Genomic DNA, 23,016 nt, shown 5'->3' with positions numbered 1-23,016 from the left:
CCGCTCAAAACCGGCATACAGTAAAAGGACTCCATCACCCAAGAATGGAGGTTTGCCCTGATGAGTGAGGAACCCAGCGATGCCGTGGAAAAACTCCGATACACGCTACAGCAGCATGTCGATCGCGCTGCACTGGTTGATGGTGGTGCTGCTGGCGGTGGTGTACGCCTGCATTGAATTACGCGGCCAGTTTCCCAAAGGCAGCGGTGCGCGAACGTTGATCGTGGAGATGCACTTCATGTTCGGCCTCACCGTGTTTGTGCTGGTGTGGCTGCGGTTGTTCGCACGCAGCCTGGGCGTGGCGCCGAAGATCGTGCCGGCGCCGCCGCAATGGCAAACCCTGTTGGCGACCCTGATGCACGTTGCGCTGTACGCGTTGATGATCGGCATGCCGATTGCGGGTTGGCTGATTGTCAGTGCCGAGGGTCATTCGGTGATGTTCTACGGGATGGAATTGCCGCCGTTGATCGGCGAGAACAAGGACCTGGCCAAACAGATCGAGGGGTGGCATGTGTGGTTTGGCAAGGTCGGTTATTGGCTGATCGGGCTGCATGCACTGGCGGGGATTGCCCATCACTACATCCTGCGGGACAACACGGCATTGCGCATGATGCCGGGCAAGCGCGCTAACCCGTGAAGCCTCGACGGCCCTGAAGGCCGCCGGTGTGAACGAAGATCAGGCGAGTGCCGGGGGTGAAGCGCCCGGCCTCGACCTGCGCCTTCAAGGCCATTAACGCCTTGCCGGTGTAGAGCGGTTCCAAGGGCAGGCCACACGCTTGCTGCGTGGTGTCGATGAAGTCGAGCAGCACGGGATCGACTTTGGCGAAGCCACCTCGGCTGGCGTCCAGCAACTCATAGCCCGCCTGTACGATGGCACCGATGTTCTGTGCCACACCGTGATCATCCGGCACGGCCAAGGCGCCGTAAACCGGATGCGCCCCCGCCTCTGCAAGCACCAACCCCGCCAACGTGGTCCCCGTACCCGCCGCCAACCACCAAGCGTCGTAATCAGCCCAGCCCAGCGCTTGCAACTGCGCGCGAGCCTGTTCGACTAGCACACCACAGCCACTCGCGCCGGCAAGGCCGCCACCGCCTTCGGGCACGGGATGAAGATGCGGATAGTGCTCGCGCCAAGGTAGCCAGAACGCCGGCTCATGCCGCGCACGATAGCCGCCATAACCCAGCCAATGCAGGTGCATGCCGAAGGCTTTCAGGTCGAGGACGGTTGGGGTGTCTTGGGGATGTCCGCGCAGCAGGCCGACGGTAGGAAAACCAAACCGCTTTCCCGCCGCCGCCAGCGCGTGCAGATGGTTGGAGTACGCGCCCCCCAGGCTAATGATGCCGCGAGCATTTTGCGCCTGCGCCAGATGCCCTGTGAGTTTGAACCACTTGTTGCCGCTGATCAGCGGGTCGATGCGGTCCAGGCGCAGCACGGCCAACTCGACACCGCTCAGCCAGTCCAGGCGCAAAGGTTCAAGCGGGGCGTGGGGAAGCCAATCGAAGGGACCCATCGGGAGGAATCTGCATGAAAAACGGGGCGGTAGTCTAACACCGCCCCGCTTCGGGTCTTACAGCTCGGCCGCGAGTCGCGAGCCCTGGTTGATGGCGCGCTTGGCGTCCAGTTCGGCCGCCACGTCGGCGCCGCCAATCAGGTGCACGTTCTGGCCGGCCGCCACCAGGCCGTCCTGCAATTCGCGCAGTGGGTCTTGGCCGGCGCAGATGACGATGTTGTCCACCGCCAGCACCTGGGGCTCGCCCTCGGCACCGATGCGGATGTGCAGGCCTTCATCGTCGATCTTCAGGTACTCGACGCTGTTGAGCATCTGCACCTGTTTGTTCTTCAAACCGGTGCGGTGGATCCAACCGGTGGTCTTGCCCAGGCCGTCACCGACCTTGGAGGTCTTGCGTTGCAGCAGGAACACCTCACGCGCCGGAGCATGCACCTGGGCTTTGATCCCCGCCACGCCGCCACGGGCTTGCAGTTGGGTGTCGATGCCCCACTCCTTCCAGAACGCTTCGCGGTCCAGGCTTGTGGACACGCCCTGGTGCACAAGGAATTCCGACACGTCGAAACCGATACCGCCCGCGCCGATCACCGCGACGCGCTTGCCCACGGGCTTGCGTTCGAGGATCACATCCAGGTAGCTCAGCACCTTGGCGTTGTCGACGCCTGGAATCGCCGGGGTACGCGGTGCGATACCGGTGGCCAGGATGATCTCGTCGTAACCGCCTGCTGTCAGTTGCGCCACATCAACGCGGGTGTTGAGGCACAGCTCGACGTGAGTGGTCTGCAATTTGCGCTTGAAGTAGCGCAGGGTTTCGAAGAACTCTTCTTTGCCCGGTACACGTTTGGCAATGTTGAACTGGCCCCCGATTTCACTGGCGGAATCGAACAGGGTCACTTGATGTCCGCGCTCTGCCGCCACAGTGGCCGCCGCCAAGCCCGCAGGGCCGGCACCCACCACGGCAATCTTCTTGATCTGTTTGACGGGCAGGTAATTGAGTTCAGTCTCGTAGCACGCTCGAGGGTTGACCAGGCAGGTCGTCAACTTGCCGCCGAAGGTGTGGTCCAGACAGGCCTGGTTGCAGCCGATGCAGGTGTTGATCTCATCGGCGCGCCCGGCGGCGGCCTTGTTGACGAAGTCCGGATCGGCCAGGAATGGGCGAGCCATGGACACCATATCGGCATCGCCCTCAGCGAGGATCTGCTCGGCGATCTCCGGGGTGTTGATACGGTTGGTGGTGATCAGCGGAATCTGCACCGCACCGCGCAACTTGGCGGTGACTTTGCTGAACGCACCACGGGGCACCTTGGTGGCGATAGTCGGGATGCGTGCTTCGTGCCAGCCAATCCCGGTGTTGATAAGGGTCGCACCGGCGCCCTCGATGGCCTTGGCCAGTTGCACGATTTCTTCCCAGGTGCTGCCGCCTTCCACCAGGTCGAGCATCGACAGACGGAAGATAATGATGAAGTTCGGGCCCACGGCTTCACGCACACGGCGCACGATTTCTACGGCCAGGCGCATACGGTTTTCGTAGCTGCCGCCCCAGCGGTCGGTGCGATGATTGGTGTGAGCTGCCAGGAATTGGTTAATGAAGTAGCCTTCGGACCCCATGATTTCCACGCCGTCGTACTCGGCGACCTGGGCCAGCAACGAGCAGGTGACGAAATCCTGGATCTGCTTTTCGATGCCCTCTTCGTCCAGCTCCTTGGGTTTGAACGGGTTGATCGGCGCCTGGATCGCACTGGGCGCAACCTGCTTGGGGCTGTAGGCATACCGGCCGGCGTGGAGGATCTGCATGCAAATCTTGCCGCCCGCTTCGTGCACGGCCTTGGTCACGATCTTGTGCTTTTGTGCTTCTTCGTCGGTGGTCAGCTTGGCCGCACCGGCATACACACCGCCCTCGTCATTCGGGCCGATGCCGCCGGTGACCATCAGGCCGACGCCGCCCAGGGCGCGCTCGGCAAAGTAGGCCGCCATGCGCTCGAAACCGCCGGGCTTTTCTTCCAGGCCGGTGTGCATCGACCCCATCAGGGTACGGTTGCGCAAGGTGGTAAAACCCAGGTCCAACGGGGCCAGCAGGTGCGGGTAGGCAACAGCGGTCATGGTCAAGCTCCACAACGGATCATCACGGGACGTGGAAGGCTCGAATGGCCTGCCATCGGTTTATGTCCCACAGACTAAGAGGCGGTGGACAACGGCTCAATGACTGAAACTGACAAGTTATTGATCCAAATGCACAGCCCCCCTTGGCAAGCCGGCCCATGGGCCCTACCCTAGTCGGCGAACCCTGCACACGGTCTGTTGTCTGTTCCCCCATGCGTAAACTTCTAGCTTTTACCGTCACCATGGCCCTGGTTGCCGCCGTCGCCGCGTATCTGGTCTGGACCCAGGAGCGCCCCGTGGCGCATTACCTGTCGGACCTGCGTATTACCCTCGCCGTCAACGAAGGCCTGCCTGCCGACCGTGGCAACTTGCTGGGCATCCAGCCAGAGCTGTTCCCCGCCGACTACCAGAGCCTGGAACGCCTGCACCTGAAGCTTGCGGCCTACCTGCAAAACGCCCGCGACCAGGGGCTGATCAACGACAAGACCATCGTGGTGCTACCTGAGCACATCGGTACCTGGCTGATGCTGACCGGCGAAAAGAACGAGGTGTACCAGGCTCTCCACGCTAAAGACGCGATGAACTGGCTGTCGGTGAGCAACCCGCTGCTGTTCGCCCGCGCCTGGATCAGCGCCACTGGCGACAACCGCACCGACGATGCCTACCTGCGCATGAAAGCCGACGGCATGGCACGGGATTACCAGGTGCTGTTCGGTGGCCTCGCCAAGGAGTTCGGCGTCACGCTGGTGGCGGGCTCCATCACCCTGCCCAACCCAAGTGTCAGCCAAGGCCAGCTGCACGTCGGCCATGGTGCCTTGTATAACGCCAGCGTGGTGTTTGCCGCCGATGGCTTGCCGATCGGCGATCCGCAGCGCCAGCTCTACCCGATCTACGATGAACGCGGTTTTATCGAGCCCGGTGATGAAAACGTCGTCAGCGTGGTCGACACGCCGGCTGGTCGACTGGGTGTACTGGTAGGCAGCGACAGCTGGTACCCGGACAACTACCGCAAACTCAACGAACAAGGCGCGCAATTGATCGCGGTACCGGCCTTCGTGCTTGGCCGTGATACCTGGGACCGTCCTTGGCGCGGATTCAAAAGCGTGTCCACCCCGACAGAAATCAGCCTCAAGCCTGAAGAACTCAGCGAGGGCGAGGCTTGGCGCCGTCTTACATTGATCAGCCAGCCCCCCATCAGCCAGGCCAGCGCCGGCATGAGCGTGTTCCTGCGCGGCCAGTTCTGGGACCTGGGCACTGCCGGGCACAGCTTTCTCAGCAGCAACGGGCAAGTCAGCGCCGATGGCGAAGCCCGTGGCGCGCGCTTGTTGAATATCTGGCTGTGAAGCCCGTACGGCTGGGGGATTTGTCGGTGGGCTTCGTGCACGCCCTGGCCGACGCCATCCACAGCCACGGCCTGGACCCGCAGCCACTGCTGCTGCAATACGGCCTCGACCCGGCGCGCCTGGCCGAGGCCGGTGCACGATTGTCGATCCCGCGCTACATGCGTCTTGGCCATGCCGCTATCCAACTCACCGGCGACCCGGGCCTGGGTCTGCGCATGGGCCAGCTCAGCCGCTTGAGCCAAGGCGGGTTGGCGGGCGTGACCGCCGCGCAAGCCCCCAACGTGCGCGAAGCTGCGCGCGCGCTCACCCGCTTCGAAGCGCTGTACGGCTCCAATTATCGCGGGCAGTCGAGCTTTGTCGAAGATGCCGAAGGCGCCTGGCTGCGCTTCTATTCCATCAGCCCCTACAACGCCTACAACCGCTTTGTGGTGGACTCGATCATCGCCGGCTGGCTGCACCAGTTGTCGAGCCTGGCCCAGCAACCGGTGCAGGCGCAGCGCATCGACATCGAATTTGAAGCACCGGAGTACAGCGATCAATACAGCGTGCTGGGCGACGTCCACTTCGGTGCCGAGGCCAACCAGTTGCGTCTTAACCAGCAGACCCTGGCCCTGCGCAACCCACAGCACTGCCCGAGTACCTGGAATCTGTTGTTACAACTTTGTGAGCGAGAGTTGGTGCAATTGACGCGCACCCGCAGCCTGCGCGAGCGCATTACCCGGTTGCTCGGGCCCATGCTCAATGGCGGCCGGGAACCCGACCTGGAAGAAGTGGCGGCACGCTTGAAGCTGCCCACCTGGACGTTGCGCCGCAAACTGGCCGACGAAGGCACTCAGTTCCGCGCGATTCTCAACGACACCCGCCGCGACCTGGCCATGACCTACATTCGCGATACGGAACTGGCATTCGGCGAGATCGCCTACTTGCTCGGTTTTGCCTCGGCCCAGGCGTTTCAACGGGCCTTCAGGCGGTGGAACAACCAGACCCCAGGGGAATTTCGCCGCAGTCAGCGGCATTCCGCCTGAAGTCGGTCTTACAGCTCAGTGGCATCGTCAGCCGGTTCCAGCGGGTCCAACTCAATCGCGTGGTACTCGAGCAGTTCTTCCTGGTAATCGTCCATGGTGGACTCCTTTTTGAGTTAAGAGTGGCTGCAGATAAATGACCTGCATCACCAGCCTAAAGTGCCGTGATGACGAAAAAATGTCGACGTCATGACGTTCCTGCACTCAAGGATTAAACGTAGCAGCGCCATATGGATTTAGCACGTGGCCTTAGAGGAACTATTGCAATCATTGCAATTGCAATCATATGTCAGTCTCCGTTAAGGTAATGACATTCGTCGCCAGGTGATCCTCTCCATGACCGCCGCTACCGCACACGCCGCGCAGCTCTGCATCAACGCCTTGAGCACAACCGCCCCCACCCGCCACTCACCGCTGTACACCGTCATCAACATGGCCAATACCCTTGAACTCAGCCGCCAGGCCTGGGTGATCCGCGGCCAGTCAAGCTCCCGGCGTATGGGTAACTGGCCTGGCTGGTTCGCCCGTAATACCACCGAAAAACCTTTGCTGTACCTGCACAGTGCGCAATCGTCCGCGCAACTGAGTGCGCTGTCGGACGTCACCCAACAGCGCGGCATTCTGTGCAACGACATTGAAAACCAGCCCTCCCGCTGGCCCAAGGGTGCGCAACCTTCCTTACCGTTGTGGCTGGCCACCCACCCGTGTTGTACGCCGTATGACCCGGCCTCGGGCGAAGAGGCCCGTGCGATTGTGCTGGCGGCGTTGCGTAGCCTGTACGTCGACGGCAAGCCCGGGTTCTATTACCTGGCCCTGCATGATCATGAAGGCGCAACGCCCCTGAGCGAGCAGGACCGTGAAGCCGTGCTCGAGGGCATGTACCCGCTGCAGCAGGACACGCGGGGGGATGTGCGATTGCTCGGCGCAGGCCGGGCGCTTGCAGAGGTGGTGCAGGCCAAGCGCTTATTGGCACAGGACTGGAACATCACCGCGCAACTGTGGAGCTGCCCCAGCTACACACGACTGGCCCGCGAGGCTGCTGCGGTTGAACGCTGGAATCGCCTGCACCCCGGAGTGCCCAAGCGCAGCTGTCATTTGCGCAATTGTCTGGCCGGAAGTGCAGCACCGGTGATTGCGGTGACCGGCTATCCGCAAGCGATTGTCGACCAGTTAGGGGCACACGTGGATGCGCGGTTCGTAGCGTTGGGCGCGGGCTCGGTGCAGGCGTCGGCGCCGAGTCGGTATTGGATTGTGGTGGCTGCGCTCAGGGCGTTGGCGGATGAAGGGTGCATCGATGCACTGCAAGTGGAGGCAGCGATGAATCGCTATGCATTGGTATGCGATGGACTGTAGGCGCTGGCTTGCCGGCGCCTACAAGGTTTTGTCGAGGGCCTTCAGACTTTGCGGCGGCTGCGGGTCTGGGCGCCCGCCTCCATCGCCAGCCCGGCGGTGCGCTCCAGCGCGTCGGCGAAAGCCTGGCGCTGCTCAGGCTCGATCTGTGACAGGAACAGCTCATCCACCGTGCTTTCGTAGATCTTCCACATCTTTTTACGCAGCTCCCGGCCCGACCCGGTGATCGAGGCAAATGCCGCACGGCCGTCGCCGTCGGAGCGGGAGCGCACCACTAGGCCGTCCTTTTCCAGGCGGTCGACCAAGCGCGTGAGGTTGTAGCGCTCGATGGCCAGCACATCAGCCAATTCGTGCATGCGGCGAGTACCGTCGGGGCCGCTTTCCAGGCCCCATAACGCGTCATACCAGGCATAGGGCGGCAGGTCCGCCTCTGCCAGGCGCCGCTCGATCTCGCGGATGACCGTCCTGTGAGCCCTGACAAACCGAAACCAGACATCAGGCTCTTTCGACGACATGCAACACCATCCGGGCAATTTCAAGAAGGTTGCAATAGTAGCTCATCCCGCGCTAGATTCGGCCATGTAGTTGCAATTGCAATTACATTTACCGGCACTCCCACAAGGAGCACGCCGCTTGAAATCCGCCTACCCTGGAGCCTCACATGACCCCGAACAACGCAGTCAGACGCGACGACGATCCACAGGAAACCCGCGAGTGGCTGGAGTCCATCGAATCGGTGCTGTCCACCGAAGGCCGCCCGCGCGCCCACTACCTGATCGATCAGTTGCTGGATTTCGACGTGGCGCGGCATGGCGATTTCTACGGGCGGGTGACCACGCCCTACGTCAATACAATCCCGGTGGACCGTCAGTTGCCCTACCCCGGCAACGTCGTTATCGAGCGGCGTACCAACGCGTTTATCCGCTGGAACGCCATGGCGATGGTGTTGCGTGCAGGCAAACACTCGGGGGTCGGTGGGCACATCGCGACCTATGCGTCAGCCGCAGTACTTTACGACGTAGGCTTCGATCACTTCTTTCGTGGCCGCACCGACAGCTTTGATGGCGACCTGGTGTATATCCAAGGCCACTCTTCCCCCGGCATTTATGGTCGCGCCTACCTGGAAGGCCGCATCAGCGAAGCGCAACTCGACAACTTCCGCCGCGAGGCCGGTGGCGACGGTATTTCCTCCTACCCACACCCAAGGCTGATGCCGGACTTCTGGCAATTCCCTACCGTGTCCATGGGCCTCGGCCCCATCACCGCCGCTTATCAGGCGCGCTTTATGCGCTACCTAGAATTGCGCGGCCTCAAACAGCACCAAGGGCGCAAGGTCTGGGCCTTCCTCGGTGATGGCGAAATGGACCAGCCGGAATCCCTGGCCGCCATTTCCCTGGCCGGGCGCGAGAAACTCGACAACCTGATCTTCGTGGTCAACTGCAACCTGCAACGCCTGGACGGCCCGGTGCGTGGTAATGCCAAGGTGATCCAGGAGTTCGAAAGCCTGTACCGCGCTGCCGGCTGGAACGTGATCAAAGTGATCTGGGGCAGTGGCTGGGACGCCCTGCTGGACAAAGACCAGAGCGGCCTGCTGCGCCAACGCATGATGGAATGCGTGGACGGCGACTATCAGAACTACAAGTCGCAGAACGGCGCCTATGTGCGCGAACACTTTTTCGGCAAATACCCGGAATTACTCGCACTGGTTGCGGACATGTCCGACGACGAAATCTGGAAACTCTCGCGGGGCGGGCATGACCCGGACAAGGTTTACAACGCCTATGCGGCGGCCGTGCGCCATAACGGCCAGCCCACCGTGATCCTGGCGAAAACCGTCAAGGGTTTTGGCATGGGTGAAGCAGGCGAAGGCCAGAACATCAATCACCAACTGAAGAAAATGGGCGCCGATGCGGTAAGAGCTTTCCGAGATCGCTTTGACCTGGACGTCGCGGACGATCAGCTCGCCGACATCCCCTACCTCAAGCCCGCCGCCGACAGCGAAGAAGCCCGCTACTTCGCCGCACGCCGCCAGGCCCTGGGCGGCTACGTACCTGCGCGCCACAGTGCGGTCGAGCCTTTGCAGATTCCCGAACTGGCCGCCTTCGCCACACAGCTCAAGGACACCGGCGAACGGGCGATTTCCACCACCATGGCCTTCGTGCGCATCCTCGGCACCCTGCTCAAGGACCCGCACCTGGGCAAACTGATCGTGCCCATCGTACCGGATGAGTCGCGCACCTTCGGTATGGAAAGCCTGTTCCGTCAGATCGGCATCCACTCCGCCGTAGGCCAGCTCTACACTCCACAGGACGCGGGGCAATTGAGCTACTACAAGGAAAGCAAGGACGGACAGATCATGCAGGAAGGCCTGAATGAATCCGGCGCCATTTCCTCGTGGATCGCGGCGAGTACGTCCTACAGCAACCACAGCCTGATGACCGTGCCGTTCTATATCTTCTATTCGATGTTCGGCTTCCAGCGGGTCGGCGACCTCGCCTGGGCAGCAGGCGATGCACGCGCGCGCGGCTTCCTGCTGGGGGCCACGGCCGGCCGCACCACGTTGATGGGCGAAGGCTTGCAGCATGACGATGGGCACAGCCATATCCTGTCGTCGGTGATCCCGTGCTGCGTGTCGTACGACCCGACGTTCGCCTACGAGTTGGCGGTGATCATTCGCGAGGGCATGCGGCGGATGTATGAGCAACAAGAGGACATTTACTACTACATCACTCTGCTCAACGAAAACTACCCGCACCCGGCGATGCCCGAAGGCGTGGAAGACGGGATTCTCAAGGGCATGTACCGGCTCAGTACCAGCCAGCAGGCCCAGGTGCAATTGATGGGCAGTGGCTCCATCCTGCGCGAAGTGATCGCGGCGGCTGAGCTGCTGCAGGAGGACTTCGGCGTGCACAGTAATGTGTGGAGCACAACCAGCCTCACCGAATTGCGCCGTGACGGTCATACAGTGGAGCGCTGGAACCTGCTGCACCCGCAGAGCGAGCCAAGGGTGAGCTACGTGGAGCAATGCCTGGCCGGTGAAACGGGGCCGGTGGTGGTGGCGACGGACTACATGAAGCTGTTCGCCGATCAGATCCGACCTTTCGTACCCGGCCGGCGCTTTGTGGCGCTGGGCACGGACGGCTTCGGGCAATCGGATACCCGTGAAACCCTGCGGGCGTTCTTCGAAGTGGACCGGCATTTCATCGTGCTGGCGGCCTTGAAGGCCTTGGCGGATGACGGCGTGATCGGACGCGAGAAAGTCAGTGAAGCCATCAGCCGCTACGGGATCAACGTCGACAAGGCCAACCCCGTAGCGGTCTAAGTTACTGCGACGGCGCCGGTAGGGGCGGAATCGCTTCTGTCGGCGGTGGCAGGTCCGGGTTGCTGGTGGCTGGAGCGGGCTCTGCCTGCGGCGCAATTGGCGCGGACTCGGCAGGTGGAGCGACAGGCTGGGAGACCGCAGGCTCTGCCTTCGGCGGCTCAACCTTCTCGGCAGCCGGAGCTGCCTTGGGTTCCGGAACCCCCAACTCGGCTTTCGGCTGCTCGGGAATATGCTCGGCCTTCTTCACTTCCTGCGGTAGGAACACATCCACCAGCGCAAAGTAACGCTCGTAGAACTTCGGCGCGGACACGGTCTCGCTCGCTACTTTCACCATGGAGTCATCGGTGGAGCCGATCGGCATCGACACCGAACCCAGCACGCCCACACCCAGGCTCGCGGAGTTGTTGACCTTCTTCAGCGCGTAGCGATCCTGCAAGGCGTTGGCGAACATCGTCGAATGGTTGGTGCCTTTGCCATCATCGGCACACACCACGTTGAAGCTGATCTGCAGATGGGTCTCGCCGGTCTGCTGGAAGCTCTTGTTACCCACCACCAGTTTCGGATCGCTGCTGGTGATGATGTAGCCCTGGCTCAGCAAGGCGCGTCGCGCGGCTTCGCACGCGGCGACGTCAGTGACGGGGTAATCCCGGGAAAACGTACCGGAGTCGTCGAAATTCTCATGTTCATAAATGGCGGTCTTGGGTGACGAGCAGCCCGCGGCGCCCGCCAGCACCAGCGCCAGCCCGAGGCTACGCAAGTGAAATGATGTCGACATTGAAAATCCTGAGGAAAACAGTCCGGGCGGTATTGTGCAACAGAACGCTGCCTTGGCGCGCGCATTCCTGTCGGTAAAACGTCACAGCCTTACACGACGCCACCTGTAGGAAACAGCCCTGCGCACATATGATCAATAAACACGCGCAGTTTGGCCGAGGCGTGGCGACTTGATGGCCAGAGCATCCAGAAACTGCCGCGATGCTCCAGGTAATCATCCAGCACCCTCTGCAGACGCCCTTCGGCGACAGCCTGGTTGACCATATAGTCCGGCAGGCAAGCAATGCCCAAGCCTTCGTGCACGACATGGTTGAGGGACTCGATGGTGGTGCTGACGAACGGCCCACGCAAGATGGACTCGGGGGCGCCCGGTGCTCGCCGCAAAGGCCAGGGCTCCAGCTTGCCGGTCGCGCAGAACTTGTGGCGCAGGCAGGCATGGTCGCTCAGGTGCTGCGGCTGTTGCGGGGTGCCATATTCGCGAAAATAACCCGGCGTACCCACCAGCACCAACTGGTAATGCCCCAGATGACGGGCCATCAGCCGCGAATCTTCCGGCTTGCCGGTACGAATCACCGCGTCGAACCCTTCTTCGATCACATCCACCATGCGGTCGGAAAAATCCACATCCAACTCGATGTCCGGGTAGGCGCGCATGAAGTCGCTGAGGACCGGCATCAGCAAGCCGCGCACTTGCGGCACGCTGATACGCAACTTGCCCCGAGGGGTTGCGCTGGCGTCGCTCAGTTCTTGCTCGGCAGCTTCGACCTCGGCCAGGATGCGCCGCGAACGCTCAAGGAACAGCGCGCCTTCGCTGGTCAAAGTGATGCTGCGGGTGCTGCGATGAAACAACCGCACACCCAGGCGCTCTTCCATCCGTGCGATGCTTTTGCCCACGGCCGACGACGAGACGCCCAGCACCCGCCCGGTGGCGGTGAAGCTACGGGTCTCCGCCACCTGCACGAATACGGAAAGACTGCCCAGACTGTCCATGGAAGGGTCCTTGATGATTACGGACGTTTAAGTCCGATAAGTCCGGAACCTTAGCCTGTTTTTCCGCTGACCACAGCCCCCTACCCTGCCTGCTTACCCTTTTGCATGGATAGAGCGCGATGACCTCCCTTACCGACCCCGCAGTGACAGACCGGCGGGACACCTTGCCGTTGAGCGGCTTACTGGCCTTGGCCAGCGCCGGTTTTATCACCATCCTCACCGAAGCCATGCCCGCCGGGCTCCTGCCGCAAATAGGCGAAGGGCTGGGCGTATCACCCGCTTTAGTCGGTCAAATGGTCACGGTGTATGCCCTGGGGTCACTGCTGGCAGCCATTCCACTGACGCTGCTGACCCGTGGCTGGCGACGACGCCCCTTGTTGCTGTTAGCCATTGGCGGCTTCGCCTTGGTCAACAGCGTGACCGCCCTTTCCAGTCATTACGGGTTGATCCTGGTGGCGCGCTTTTTAGCCGGTGTATGGGCCGGACTGCTGTGGGCGCTGCTGGCCGGTTATGCCAGCCGGATGGTTGCGCCACACCTGCAAGGCCGGGCAATTGCGGTGGCAATGCTTGGCGCACCGCTGGCGCTGTCGTTGGGTGTACCAGCAGGCACCTTCCTCGGGGCCGCTGTTGGCTGGCGCCTGAGCTTTGCGATCATGACTGGACTGACACTGGTGCTACTGGCATGGGCGCGCTGGCAACTCCCGGACTTTGCGGGCGAGCCGGCAGGAAAACGCCTGGGATTGCATCAAGTGCTGACCTTGCCGGGGATTCGTCCGGTGCTGTGGGTGACCTTCACCTATGTACTGGCCCACAACATTCTCTACACCTACATCGCACCGCTGCTGGTGCCGGCAGGGATTGCTGCCGACATTGATCAGGTGCTGCTGGTGTTCGGCCTTACAGCGTTGTTGAGCATTTGGATGGCCGGTGTGCTGATTGATCGATGGCTGCGCGTACTGCTGCTGATCAGTTGCACGATGTTTGGCCTGATCGCCTTGGCGCTGGCGTTCTGGATCAACCTGCCAGCGGTCATCTACGTCGCCGTGGCGTTATGGGGCCTGGCGTTCGGCGGGTTACCTGCCTTGCTGCAAACGGCACTGGCCCAATCGGCGGGCGAGTCGGCCGATGCCGCGCAATCGATGCTGGTGACCGTCTGGAACCTGGGCATCGCAGGCGGCGGCCTGGTAGGTGGCGTGTTACTTCAGGGCTGGGGGGCCTGCGCATTTGCCTGGGCCGTTGTATTGCTGATGCTACTGGCTGTGGCCGGTGGGTTACAGACAGCGCCCCAACAACTGGCCCGGCCACCCTTCAAGATCGAACGTTGAAATACGCTGATACCCGCAAGCCTCATAAAAACGCACCAGGTCACCCGTGCCGCCGGCGTAGCAATCCACGCGCAGGCGCCCCACCCCGGCAGCGTGGGCCCGCTCATCGGCGAAGGCCAACAGATGCCGGCCCAACCCACGCGCACGCGCATCACGCGCGGCAATCAGCAATCGCACATAGACCTCCGGCCCGGACGCTGGCGGCACGTAAGGCATGGGTTCGCCCAGCACAAGTGCCGCCAGGACCCGCCCCTCGGGAGCCTCGACCACCCACGCATCCGGCATCGCACACGCTTCTGTGACTTGCGCCACTCGCCGGGGCAATGCCGACCAGGGCTCGGTGCCCCATTGGACGGTATTCCCTATCCCTACAAACCAGGCAATCACCTCGTCAAACACTTGCAGCACTGCCGGGGCGTCCGCTGCGCTGGCGCGACGGATTATCCAGTCCTCTCTTCCATGAATAGACACGCTTGAAACTCCCTGATCGGCGATAACGTACGCGCAGTCTAGCGCACATAAAAAAACCCCCGGTCTTTTCAGGCCGGGGGCTTCTCTTTCAAACCGCCATCAGAACTTCTTGATGTCAGCCTTGGTTTCCAACTGCTTGCGGTAAGCCGCGAAGTCCTGCTGACCGACACGGGAGGCGAGGAAACGGCGATATTGCGCCTTTTCTTCGTCCGTTGGGGCAGCGGCTTCATTGACGCCGTTCAAGCGCACGATCACCAGGCTACCATCCGCCAGAGTCACCGTGGTGAAGGTCGGCTTGTCCTTGGCCGCAGGCTTGGGCATGCGGAACAGGGCTTGCAGCACGGCAGGATCGATCGCTTCCTGGCTACGGGTAGCCGCTTCAGTGACCTTCCATGCCTGGCCGTCGACCGGCTGGTTCAGTGGAGTCTTGCCATCACGCAGGCTGGCGATGAGTTCGTCAGCATGAGCCTTGGCAGCCGCGCTGGCGCGCTCCTTGGCCATCTGCGTACGAATCGCCGCACTGACGCTTTCCAGCGGCAGTTGCGAAGGTTTCAGGTGCTCTTTGGCACGCAGTACGATGATGGTTTCCGGATCCAGTTCGATGGCGGTGCTGTTGGCACCTTCATCCAACACTTCCGGGCTGAACGCAGCGGTGACCACGGCACGGTTGGCCGCAACACCTTCGCCACCTTCACGGCCAAACGGCGCGGAGGTGTGCACGGTCAGTTTCAGGTCGGACGCCGGCTGGGCCAGGTCGGAAGCTTCGAACGCCGCATCTTCCAATTGCTTGGTCGCTTCAACAAAACGCTGCTCAACCTGTTGGGTCTTCAGCTCCTTGGTCAGCTTGTCTTTCAGGCTAGCGAACGTCGGCACTTGCGGTGCCTCAACGCCCAACAGCTTGATCAAGTGCCAACCGAAAGTGCTGCGTACCGGTGCCGAGACCTGGTCCTTGTTCAACGCATACAAGGCTGTTTCGAAGTCTGGATCGTAGACGCCAGGGCCAGCAAAACCGAGGTCGCCGCCAGTGTTGGCCGAACCAGGATCCTGGGAAAACTCCTTGGCCAGGGCTTCGAATTTTTCACCCTTGGCCAGGCGCGCCTGGATTTCTTCGATCTTGGCCTTGGCTTGCGCGTCGGTGACCTTGTCGTTGACTTCAATCAGGATGTGCGCCGCACGACGCTGTTCAGCGAGGTTGGCGGTTTCTTTCTGATAGGCCGCCTGCAGCTCTTCGTCCTTCACGCTGACCTGGTCGAAGAAGGAAGACTTCTTCAGTTCCAGGTAGTCGATGACCACCTGGTCCGGGGTCATGAATTCTTTGGCGTGCTGGTCGTAGTAAGCCTTGACCTCGTCGTCGGTGAGTTTCACCGCGGCAGGGTTGGCCTTGATGTTGACGGTGGCGAAGTCGCGAGTCTGTTTTTCCAGACGCGCGAATGCCAGCACTTCGGAATCGGTGACGAAACCGCTGCCGGCAATACCTGCGCGAACCTGGCCGATCAGCATTTCCTGGGTCAGCATCTGACGGAATTGCATACGGCTGTAGCCCAGTTGACGGATCACCTGGTCAAAGCGCTCGGCGCTGAACTTGCCGTCCACCTGGAATTCCGGCGTCTGCAGGATCACTTGGTCCAGTGCAGCTTCAGAGAAGCCAAACTTGGAGTCGGCAGCACCTTGCAGCAATAGCTTGCGATCGATCAGCCCCTTGAGGGCCGCTTCGCGCAGCAGTTTTTCGTCCAGCAGGGAGGCATCGAAATCCTTGCCCAGCTGTTGCATCAGCTGACGGCGTTGCATGTCGACGGCCTGGCTCAGCTCGGTCTGGGTGATTTCTTCACCGTTGACCTTGGCCACGTCCTGCTTACTGTTACCCGAAGCCTGGAAAATGGCCTCGATACCGGTGAACGCCATCAATGCGACGATGATCCCGATAATGGTCTTGGCAATCCAGCCTTGTGAATTGTCCCTGATATTTTGCAGCATGCGTCCCCCAGAAACGGTTGAACTTCAATAATAGGCAACCGTGGAGCGTGGGTAGAGTACGGATATAAGAAAGGCGCATCCAAGGATGCGCCTTCTCGCAACTGGCGGAGCGGACGGGGGCTTTGGTTCTCCCCCCGGCTTGGCGACCCGATGCATACATGGGTCTGCTGCCGCTCCGCTCCCAGGTTGAACCTACGTTCAACCCGGGTAGGTAAGGCTGGATCGAAGCTTAGTTAACAGCTTCTTTCAGGGCTTTACCGGCTTTGAAACCTGGTTTCTTGGCAGCAGCGATTTGCAGTGCTTTGCCAGTCTGTGGGTTACGGCCAGTGCGAGCTGGACGGTCAGTCACAGAGAAAGTACCGAAGCCTACCAGTACCACGGAGTCGCCGGCCTTCAGAGCGCCAGTGACGGATTCGATTACTGCATCCAGCGCACGGCCAGCAGCAGCTTTCGGGATATCAGCGGATGCAGCGATAGCATCAATCAGTTCCGACTTGTTCACTCTAAGTCCCCTTATATATCTATTGAGTATGATTCTAAGTTTTTTGATGAAAGCAAAAACCAGTGCTGAATGGCCTACAGACACTTAAGAGCCGCTTTATAACAAGGGCTCTAAAATGCTGTCAAGGAAGCTCCCAGGCTTTAACACATTAATGCGTGCTAATTCTTTCCTTGGAATCAGACTCGCGTTTTTCGTCCTTAGCAACTATCTCCGGAGCCACATCCGGCAAGGGCTCCGGCGCGTATTGCAGCGCAATTTGCAGGACCTCGTCAATCCATTTAACGGGTTTAATCTGCAGATCCTGCTTGATATTGTCAGGAATTTCCTTCAAGTCGCGAACATTCTCTTCAGGAATGATCACCGTCTTGATACCACCCCGGTGTGCGGCAAGCAATTTCTCTTTCAGACCACCGATGGCCAATACCTGGCCGCGCAAGGTGATTTCCCCGGTCATGGCGACATCGGCACGCACCGGAATGCCAGTCAATGCCGACACCAGGGCCGTGCACATGCCTACGCCAGCGCTAGGGCCGTCTTTCGGGGTCGCCCCTTCCGGCATGTGGATGTGGGTGTCGTGCTTCTCGTGGAAGTCCAGGGGGATCCCCAGGCTCTTCGCGCGGCTGCGCACCACGGTCTGCGCGGCGGTGATGGATTCGACCATCACGTCACCCAGGGAACCGGTCTTGATCAGCTGGCCTTTGCCTGGGATCACCGCGGCTTCGATGGTCAGCAATTCGCCGCCCACCTGGGTCCACGCCAGGCCAGTCACCTGCCCTACCTGATCCTGCTGCTCAGCCAGGCCGTAGCGGAATTTCTTCACGCCCAGGAAGTGTTCCAGGGAGTCGGCCGTCACCTTCACCGAGAAGCGTTTTTCCAGTGCATGCTCCTTGACCGCCTTGCGGCAGATCTTCGCAATCTGGCGCTCCAGGCCCCGTACACCGGCCTCGCGGGTGTAGTAGCGCACGATGTCACGGATCGTCTCAACTTCGAACTCGATCTCGCCTTTCTTCAGGCCGTTAGCCGAAATCTGCTTGGGCGCAAGGTATTTGACGGCGATGTTGATCTTCTCGTCTTCGGTGTAACCCGGCAGACGAATCACTTCCATCCGGTCCAGCAACGCTGGCGGGATGTTCATGGAGTTGGAGGTGCACAGGAACATTACGTCGGACAGGTCGTAGTCGACCTCCAGGTAATGGTCGTTGAAGTTGTGATTCTGCTCGGGGTCGAGCACTTCGAGCAACGCCGACGCCGGATCGCCACGCATGTCGCTGCCCATTTTGTCGATTTCATCGAGCAGGAACAGCGGGTTGCGCACGCCGACTTTCGTCATCTTTTGAATCAATCTTCCTGGCATCGAACCGATGTAAGTCCGGCGATGACCACGGATTTCCGCTTCATCACGCACACCGCCGAGGGCCATGCGCACGAATTTACGGTTGGTGGCGTTGGCAATGGACTCAGCCAAGGAGGTTTTACCCACGCCAGGCGGCCCGACCAGGCACAGCACCGGACCACGAATCTTCTTCACGCGCTTTTGCACGGCGAGGTATTCGAGGATGCGTTCTTTGACTTCTTCGAGGCCATAATGGTCGGCGTCGAGAATGTCTTCAGCCCGGGCCAGGTCCAGACGCACCTTGGTCTGGGCCTTCCACGGCACCTGCACCAGCCAGTCGATATAGGAGCGCACCACGGTGGCTTCGGCCGACATCGGCGACATCTGCTTGAGCTTGTTCAGCTCGGCAGTGGCTTTGGCCAGGGCATCTTTCGGCAGGCCAGCGGCATCAATGCGCTTTTTCAGCTCTTCGATTTCGTTGTGGCCTTCCTCGCTGTCGCCGAGCTCTTTCTGAATGGCCTTCATCTGCTCATTCAGGTAGTACTCGCGCTGGCTGCGCTCCATTTGTTTCTTCACGCGACCACGGATGCGCTTCTCGACCTGCAACAGGTCGATTTCGGCATCCAGCAGCGCCAGCACGTGCTCAACACGCGCCGACAGATCAATGATTTCGAGAATGTCTTGCTTCTGCTCGATTTTCAGCGCCATGTGCGCCGCCATGGTGTCGACCAGGCGGCTTGGCTCATCGATGCTGTTGAGGGACGACAGGACTTCAGCCGGGACTTTCTTGCCCAACTGCACATACTGCTCGAATTGCGAGAGCAGGCTGCGTACAAACACTTCTGACTCGCGCTCAGGGGCCTCGACTTCGTCGATCAGCGCCACTTCAGCGCGCAGGTGGCCATCCACCTCCATGAAGCGCTCAACCGCACCACGCTGCTCACCTTCCACCAGCACCTTGACGGTGCCATCAGGCAGCTTGAGCAATTGCAGCACGGTAGCAATGGTACCAACGCGATACAGGGCGTCTTCGCCTGGATCATCATCAGCAGGATTCTTCTGGGCCAACAGCAGGATCTGCTTGTCGCCCGTCATCGCGGCCTCGAGGGCTTCGATAGACTTCTCGCGCCCCACGAACAGCGGGATAACCATGTGCGGATAGACGACGACATCACGCAACGGCAGGAGAGGCAATTCGATGGTGGTCTTCATGATTTCGCCTCTATGACAGATGAAAAATAAGCTTGAAGCCAAGATGGGGGCTGCATGCAAAAAAAACAAGCTTATTGCCAGCAGTTAAACGCAGTAAACGCTTCGGGGCAAAAAACGTTGTAAAAACAAAGGGGCCCCTGAAGGCCCCTTGTTTATACCGAAACTGCGAGACGCTTACGCGTCGGGCGCAGCCTTGGCAGCCGGCTCACTGTTTTCGTAGATATACAGTGGCTTGGACTTACCTTCTATGACGCTTTCGTCGATCACCACTTTACTCACCTCGGACTGCGAGGGGATTTCGTACATGGTGTCGAGCAACACGCCTTCCAGAATCGAACGCAGGCCACGTGCACCGGTCTTGCGCTCCAGTGCCCGCTTGGCCACCGATTTAAGAGCGTCAGTACGGAACTCAAGGTCTACACCCTCCATCTCGAACAGCTTGGCGTATTGCTTGGTCAAGGCGTTTTTCGGCTCGGTGAGGATCTGAATCAGAGCAGCCTCATCCAGCTCGTCCAACGTGGCCAGGACCGGCAGACGACCCACGAACTCCGGGATCAAACCGAACTTGACCAGATCGTCGGGCTCGACCTCACGCAGGGATTCGCCAACCTTCTTGCCTTCTTCCTTGCTGCGGACTTCGGCACTGAAACCGATGCCGCCGCGAGTCGAACGCTGCTGGATGACTTTTTCCAGACCGGAGAACGCACCACCACAGATAAACAGGATGTTGCGCGTATCGACCTGAAGGAATTCCTGCTGCGGGTGCTTGCGACCACCTTGTGGTGGTACGGAAGCGACCGTGCCTTCGATCAGTTTCAACAGGGCCTGCTGCACGCCTTCACCGGAAACGTCCCGGGTGATCGACGGGTTGTCCGACTTGCGCGAAATCTTGTCGATTTCGTCGATGTAGACAATACCCATCTGGGCTTTCTCTACGTCGTAGTCGCACTTCTGCAGCAACTTCTGAATGATGTTCTCGACATCTTCGCCCACGTAGCCAGCCTCGGTGAGGGTGGTGGCGTCGGCGATCGTGAACGGAACGTTCAGCAGGCGAGCGAGGGTTTCTGCAAGCAGGGTCTTACCCGAGCCTGTAGGACCGATCAGCAGGATGTTGCTCTTGCCGAGTTCAACTTCGTCGCCTTTCTTGTCACGCTGGTTCAAGCGCTTGTAGTGGTTGTACACCGCTACGGCCAGAACCTTCTTTGCACGCTCTTGACCAATCACGTACTGATCAAGGATGCCGCTGATTTCTTTAGGCGAAGGCAATTTATGCGCGCTGCTTTCGGCCTGGGCTTCCTGCACCTCCTCACGGATGATGTCATTGCACAGGTCGACGCACTCGTCGCAGATAAAGACCGAGGGGCCGGCAATCAATTTGCGTACTTCATGCTGGCTCTTGCCACAGAAGGAGCAATAGAGCAGCTTGCCGTTGTCCTCGCCGTTGCGGGTGTCAGTCATTCGTTCGATCCAAATCCGATAGGCTTGCAACACAAGATGAAGGCTTATGCGGGCTTTTTCAAGCCCGCCGGTGGTCGGACATGCCGACCAGCCCTATTTTGAGCGGCTTATATTAAGCGGGGCGCTGATTGATCACTGCGTCGATCAGGCCATAGGCTTGCGCGGCTTCGGCACTCATGAAGTTGTCGCGGTTGGTATCGCGCTCGATTTCTTCCAGGGTGCGCCCGCTGTGCTTGGCCATCAGCGTGTTGAGACGCTCACGAATAAACAGGATTTCCTTGGCATGGATTTCGATGTCCGACGCCTGGCCCTGGAAACCGCCCAGTGGCTGGTGAATCATCACGCGCGAGTTAGGCAGGCAGAAACGCTTGCCTTGGGCACCGGCGGTCAGCAGGAATGCGCCCATGCTGCAGGCTTGGCCAATGCAGGTGGTCGACACGTTCGGCTTGATGAACTGCATGGTGTCGTAGATCGACATGCCTGCGGTGACCGAACCGCCTGGGGAGTTGATGTAGAGATGGATGTCCTTGTCCGGGTTTTCCGCTTCAAGGAACAGCAGCTGCGCACAGATCAGGTTGGCCATGTAGTCCTCTACGGGGCCTACCAGAAAGATCACTCGCTCCTTAAGCAGGCGCGAGTAGATGTCGTAGGCGCGTTCGCCACGAGCGGACTGCTCGACAACCATCGGGACCAGGCCGCCAGCGGCCTGGATATCAGAGTTCTGCTGAATATAGGAATTACGGAACATGCTCTGCAGTTACTCCCAAATAGTCATGTCTTGAAAACGCATAAGCCAGCGCGAGGCTGGCTTATGGTTGAATTTCCAACGAGTTGGACAATCAGTCGGCTTGTGCTGCTTCCGCCGGTTTGACTGCTTCTTCGTAAGAGACCGCTTTATCGGTCACCTTAGCCTTCTGCAGAACAGTATCCACAACTTGTTCTTCCAGCACAACCGAACGCACTTCGTTCAGCTGCTGATCGTTCTTGTAGTACCAAGCCACGACCTGCTCAGGCTCCTGGTAGGCCGAAGCCATTTCCTGGATCATTTCGCGAACGCGGTCTTCGTCAGGCTTGAGGTCGAACTGCTTGACCACTTCAGCCACGATCAGGCCCAGCACGACGCGGCGCTTGGCTTGCTCTTCGAACAGTTCAGCGGGCAGCTGATCAGGCTTGATGTTGCCACCAAACTGCTGAACAGCCTGTACGCGCAGGCGATCCACTTCGTTGGACAGCAGGGCCTTAGGCACTTCGATCGCATTGGCGGCCAGCAGACCGTCCATGACCTGGTTCTTGACCTTGGACTTGATGGCCTGACGCAGCTCGCGCTCCATGTTCTTGCGAACTTCGGTGCGGAAGCCTTCGATGCCGGTTTCCTTGATGCCGAATTGAGCGAAGAACTCTTCGTTCAGCTCTGGCAGCTTAGGCTCGGAAACGCTGTTGACGGTCACGGTGAACTCGGCGGCTTTGCCAGCCAGGTCCAGGTTCTGGTAGTCAGCAGGGAACGTCAGGTTCAGAACGCGCTCTTCGCCGGCCTTGGCGCCAACCAGGCCGTCTTCGAAACCGGGGATCATGCGGTTGGAACCCAGCACCAGCTGAGTACCCTTGGCCGAGCCGCCAGCGAATACTTCGCCGTCAACCTTGCCAACGAAATCGATGTTCAGCTGGTCTTCGTTCTGGGCAGCACGGTCGGCCACTTCAAAACGGGTATTCTGCTTGCGCAGGATTTCCAGCATGTTGTCCAGGTCCGAATCAGCCACTTCGGCGCTCAGACGCTCGATTTCGATACCGTCGAAACCGGCCACTTCAAATTCAGGGAACACTTCGAACGTTGCAACGTATTCCAGGTCCTTGCCAGCTTCCAGGGACTTAGGTTCGATCGAAGGCGAACCCGCTGGGTTCAGCTTGTGCTCAACAACGGCTTCATAGAAAGAAGCCTGGATCACGTCACCTACAGCTTCCTGGCGCGCATCGGCACCAAAGCGGCGCTTGATTTCGCTCATTGGCACTTTGCCTGGACGGAAACCAGCGATCTTGGCCTTCTGGGCAGTCTGCTGCAGACGCTTGTTGACCGCAGTCTCGATACGCTCGGCCGGCACGGTGATGCTCAGGCGACGCTCGATAGCAGTAGTATTTTCAACAGAAACTTGCATGGATATTCCTCGTTGCACAGACGTTAGCCGGCCATTTCCGACCCCAATCAAGGGCATGCATTCTAGTGGGTCAAACTCAAGAAGTCACCCTACTGGAAATACGCCCGAAAACAGCCGGCAATTTATCGGTACGAAGGCACTGCTGCACCTCGCCCCGGTGACAAATACAACCCATCACGCCA

18 protein-coding genes are annotated in these 23,016 nt (G+C 60.1%); 6 read left to right on the top strand and 12 right to left on the bottom strand.

Going from position 1 to position 23,016, the window contains the following annotated elements:
- Positions 1 to 79: 79 nt before the first annotated feature.
- Positions 80 to 637 carry a cytochrome b gene (locus tag AC4PS7_RS16815; RefSeq protein WP_021492818.1) on the top strand — a complete coding sequence of 186 codons (558 nt, stop codon included), beginning with the start codon at positions 80 to 82 and terminating at the stop codon, positions 635 to 637.
- Here the strand turns inward: AC4PS7_RS16815 and AC4PS7_RS16810 are convergent.
- Complete coding sequence (locus AC4PS7_RS16810; protein WP_492179627.1) at positions 627 to 1,511, bottom strand: 1-aminocyclopropane-1-carboxylate deaminase/D-cysteine desulfhydrase; 885 nt, start codon at positions 1,509 to 1,511, stop codon at positions 627 to 629. The two genes, AC4PS7_RS16815 and AC4PS7_RS16810, sit on opposite strands and share 11 nt — an antisense overlap.
- A 57-nt stretch (positions 1,512 to 1,568) precedes the next feature.
- On the bottom strand, positions 1,569 to 3,608 hold the full coding sequence (locus AC4PS7_RS16805) for an NADPH-dependent 2,4-dienoyl-CoA reductase (protein WP_010209429.1): 2,040 nt from the start codon (positions 3,606 to 3,608) through the stop codon (positions 1,569 to 1,571).
- A gap of 212 nt (positions 3,609 to 3,820) precedes the next feature.
- On the opposite strand from AC4PS7_RS16805, the gene AC4PS7_RS16800 reads away from it, so the two are divergent.
- The 3 genes from AC4PS7_RS16800 to AC4PS7_RS16790 all read left to right on the top strand — a co-directional run bounded on the left by AC4PS7_RS16800 (position 3,821) and on the right by AC4PS7_RS16790 (position 7,326).
- Complete coding sequence (locus AC4PS7_RS16800) at positions 3,821 to 4,951, top strand: carbon-nitrogen hydrolase family protein (protein ID WP_021492821.1); 1,131 nt, start codon at positions 3,821 to 3,823, stop codon at positions 4,949 to 4,951.
- On the top strand, positions 4,948 to 5,976 hold the full coding sequence (locus AC4PS7_RS16795; protein WP_044287391.1) for an AraC family transcriptional regulator: 1,029 nt from the start codon (positions 4,948 to 4,950) through the stop codon (positions 5,974 to 5,976). The genes AC4PS7_RS16800 and AC4PS7_RS16795 overlap by 4 nt, the downstream gene beginning before the upstream one ends.
- Before the next feature lie 333 nt (positions 5,977 to 6,309).
- Positions 6,310 to 7,326 (top strand): transketolase-like TK C-terminal-containing protein, encoded by a 1,017-nt coding sequence (locus AC4PS7_RS16790; RefSeq protein WP_492179626.1) that lies wholly within the window; start codon positions 6,310 to 6,312, stop codon positions 7,324 to 7,326.
- A gap of 41 nt (positions 7,327 to 7,367) precedes the next feature.
- Here AC4PS7_RS16790 and AC4PS7_RS16785 read toward each other — a convergent pair whose 3' ends face one another.
- Positions 7,368 to 7,838 carry a MarR family winged helix-turn-helix transcriptional regulator gene (locus tag AC4PS7_RS16785; RefSeq protein ID WP_010209424.1) on the bottom strand — a complete coding sequence of 157 codons (471 nt, stop codon included), beginning with the start codon at positions 7,836 to 7,838 and terminating at the stop codon, positions 7,368 to 7,370.
- A 146-nt stretch (positions 7,839 to 7,984) separates the two neighbouring features.
- On the opposite strand from AC4PS7_RS16785, the gene aceE reads away from it, so the two are divergent.
- On the top strand, positions 7,985 to 10,645 hold the full coding sequence (aceE, locus tag AC4PS7_RS16780; protein ID WP_042572099.1) for a pyruvate dehydrogenase (acetyl-transferring), homodimeric type: 2,661 nt from the start codon (positions 7,985 to 7,987) through the stop codon (positions 10,643 to 10,645).
- Between the two features lies 1 nt (position 10,646).
- Here the strand turns inward: aceE and AC4PS7_RS16775 are convergent, their stop codons facing one another.
- Both AC4PS7_RS16775 and AC4PS7_RS16770 read right to left on the bottom strand, forming a co-directional pair.
- A complete protein-coding gene (locus AC4PS7_RS16775) occupies positions 10,647 to 11,420 on the bottom strand; it encodes a DUF2242 domain-containing protein (RefSeq protein ID WP_183703208.1) in 774 nt (257 codons plus the stop codon).
- An 89-nt stretch (positions 11,421 to 11,509) separates the two neighbouring features.
- The gene (locus AC4PS7_RS16770) at positions 11,510 to 12,409 is read right to left on the bottom strand and encodes a LysR family transcriptional regulator (protein ID WP_154973357.1); all 900 of its coding nucleotides are present in this window, start codon (positions 12,407 to 12,409) and stop codon (positions 11,510 to 11,512) included.
- Positions 12,410 to 12,528: 119 nt separating this feature from the next.
- On the opposite strand from AC4PS7_RS16770, the gene AC4PS7_RS16765 reads away from it, so the two are divergent.
- A complete protein-coding gene (locus AC4PS7_RS16765) occupies positions 12,529 to 13,734 on the top strand; it encodes an MFS transporter (protein ID WP_492179625.1) in 1,206 nt (401 codons plus the stop codon).
- Here AC4PS7_RS16765 and AC4PS7_RS16760 read toward each other — a convergent pair.
- The 7 genes from AC4PS7_RS16760 to tig all read right to left on the bottom strand — a co-directional run bounded on the left by AC4PS7_RS16760 (position 13,681) and on the right by tig (position 22,834).
- Positions 13,681 to 14,205, bottom strand: a complete 525-nt coding sequence (locus AC4PS7_RS16760) for a GNAT family N-acetyltransferase (RefSeq protein WP_074900423.1) — start codon at positions 14,203 to 14,205, stop codon at positions 13,681 to 13,683. The genes AC4PS7_RS16765 and AC4PS7_RS16760 overlap by 54 nt on opposite strands.
- A gap of 99 nt (positions 14,206 to 14,304) precedes the next feature.
- Positions 14,305 to 16,179, bottom strand: a complete 1,875-nt coding sequence (locus AC4PS7_RS16755; RefSeq protein ID WP_042572097.1) for a SurA N-terminal domain-containing protein — start codon at positions 16,177 to 16,179, stop codon at positions 14,305 to 14,307.
- Between the two features lie 229 nt (positions 16,180 to 16,408).
- Positions 16,409 to 16,681, bottom strand: a complete 273-nt coding sequence (locus tag AC4PS7_RS16750) for an HU family DNA-binding protein (protein ID WP_003174819.1) — start codon at positions 16,679 to 16,681, stop codon at positions 16,409 to 16,411.
- 148 nt (positions 16,682 to 16,829) lie between these two features.
- The gene (lon, locus tag AC4PS7_RS16745) at positions 16,830 to 19,226 is read right to left on the bottom strand and encodes an endopeptidase La (RefSeq protein ID WP_010209415.1); all 2,397 of its coding nucleotides are present in this window, start codon (positions 19,224 to 19,226) and stop codon (positions 16,830 to 16,832) included.
- A 174-nt stretch (positions 19,227 to 19,400) separates the two neighbouring features.
- Positions 19,401 to 20,684, bottom strand: a complete 1,284-nt coding sequence (gene clpX, locus AC4PS7_RS16740; protein WP_010209414.1) for an ATP-dependent Clp protease ATP-binding subunit ClpX — start codon at positions 20,682 to 20,684, stop codon at positions 19,401 to 19,403.
- Positions 20,685 to 20,796: 112 nt separating this feature from the next.
- The gene (gene clpP / locus AC4PS7_RS16735; RefSeq protein WP_021492827.1) at positions 20,797 to 21,432 is read right to left on the bottom strand and encodes an ATP-dependent Clp endopeptidase proteolytic subunit ClpP; all 636 of its coding nucleotides are present in this window, start codon (positions 21,430 to 21,432) and stop codon (positions 20,797 to 20,799) included.
- A gap of 91 nt (positions 21,433 to 21,523) precedes the next feature.
- Positions 21,524 to 22,834 carry a trigger factor gene (gene tig / locus AC4PS7_RS16730; protein ID WP_010209411.1) on the bottom strand — a complete coding sequence of 437 codons (1,311 nt, stop codon included), beginning with the start codon at positions 22,832 to 22,834 and terminating at the stop codon, positions 21,524 to 21,526.
- Positions 22,835 to 23,016 lie beyond the last annotated feature (182 nt).

This window comes from Pseudomonas sp. DW-iso3 (genome assembly GCF_058725305.1).
The sequence above is the reverse complement of the archived record's forward strand: the minus strand, read 5'-3'. Positions and strand labels throughout refer to the sequence as shown.

What these genes read in the sequence shown, in the direction of transcription:
- AC4PS7_RS16815 (WP_021492818.1), top strand. Translation starts at nt 80, where the DNA reads ATGCCGTGGAAAAACTCCGATACACGCTACAGCAGCATGTCGATCGCG.
- AC4PS7_RS16810 (WP_492179627.1), bottom strand. Translation starts at nt 1,511, where the DNA reads ATGGGTCCCTTCGATTGGCTTCCCCACGCCCCGCTTGAACCTTTGCGC.
- AC4PS7_RS16805 (WP_010209429.1), bottom strand. Translation starts at nt 3,608, where the DNA reads ATGACCGCTGTTGCCTACCCGCACCTGCTGGCCCCGTTGGACCTGGGT.
- AC4PS7_RS16800 (WP_021492821.1), top strand. Translation starts at nt 3,821, where the DNA reads ATGCGTAAACTTCTAGCTTTTACCGTCACCATGGCCCTGGTTGCCGCC.
- AC4PS7_RS16790 (WP_492179626.1), top strand. Translation starts at nt 6,310, where the DNA reads ATGACCGCCGCTACCGCACACGCCGCGCAGCTCTGCATCAACGCCTTG.
- AC4PS7_RS16785 (WP_010209424.1), bottom strand. Translation starts at nt 7,838, where the DNA reads ATGTCGTCGAAAGAGCCTGATGTCTGGTTTCGGTTTGTCAGGGCTCAC.
- aceE (WP_042572099.1), top strand. Translation starts at nt 7,985, where the DNA reads ATGACCCCGAACAACGCAGTCAGACGCGACGACGATCCACAGGAAACC.
- AC4PS7_RS16775 (WP_183703208.1), bottom strand. Translation starts at nt 11,420, where the DNA reads ATGTCGACATCATTTCACTTGCGTAGCCTCGGGCTGGCGCTGGTGCTG.
- AC4PS7_RS16770 (WP_154973357.1), bottom strand. Translation starts at nt 12,409, where the DNA reads ATGGACAGTCTGGGCAGTCTTTCCGTATTCGTGCAGGTGGCGGAGACC.
- AC4PS7_RS16765 (WP_492179625.1), top strand. Translation starts at nt 12,529, where the DNA reads ATGACCTCCCTTACCGACCCCGCAGTGACAGACCGGCGGGACACCTTG.
- AC4PS7_RS16755 (WP_042572097.1), bottom strand. Translation starts at nt 16,179, where the DNA reads ATGCTGCAAAATATCAGGGACAATTCACAAGGCTGGATTGCCAAGACC.
- lon (WP_010209415.1), bottom strand. Translation starts at nt 19,226, where the DNA reads ATGAAGACCACCATCGAATTGCCTCTCCTGCCGTTGCGTGATGTCGTC.
- clpX (WP_010209414.1), bottom strand. Translation starts at nt 20,684, where the DNA reads ATGACTGACACCCGCAACGGCGAGGACAACGGCAAGCTGCTCTATTGC.
- clpP (WP_021492827.1), bottom strand. Translation starts at nt 21,432, where the DNA reads ATGTTCCGTAATTCCTATATTCAGCAGAACTCTGATATCCAGGCCGCT.
- tig (WP_010209411.1), bottom strand. Translation starts at nt 22,834, where the DNA reads ATGCAAGTTTCTGTTGAAAATACTACTGCTATCGAGCGTCGCCTGAGC.